This window comes from Pantoea sp. 18069, from assembly GCF_902706035.1.
GTDB lineage: Bacteria > Pseudomonadota > Gammaproteobacteria > Burkholderiales > Burkholderiaceae_C > Comamonas.
Window position 1 is genome coordinate 1 of the sequence record NZ_CACSJA010000144.1, and the last position, 393, is coordinate 393.

General features: G+C 73.8%; 1 protein-coding gene. It reads right to left on the minus strand.

The window, feature by feature from the left end:
- Positions 1 to 393: hypothetical protein (locus tag GVL12_RS25945; RefSeq protein ID WP_200844110.1), on the minus strand; the 393-nt coding region annotated here is incomplete at both ends.

The window sequence follows — 393 nt, forward strand, 5'->3', positions numbered from 1 at the left end:
GCCCTGGGTCGGGCGGTCGCGCTCGAACTCCGCCTCGGTCACGTCCAGCAGTTCGTGCGGGGCGAGCGCGCACAGGCCCACCGGCATGGCGAACGCGGTGTCGAGCAGCGCCGCGGGCTGGCGCAGCGTCTGCAGCCAGCGCTTCACGTCGGTGCTGGTGATGCCGGTGGTGCCGAGCGTCACGCGCTGGCGGTCCACCTGCTGGAGCGCGCGGTTGAACTGGCTGGCCATGGCCAGCAGGCGGGACTGCGCCTGGCCGAGGGCGCGCGCTGCGCGCTCCATCGCGATATGGCCGTGTGCGTGGCCGATGATGGCCGTGATCGCGTCCGAAGCCCGGTCGATGAGCTGGGCGGCGCGGTCGTAGCGCAGCCGCGCCGCGCGCAGCCGGAATTC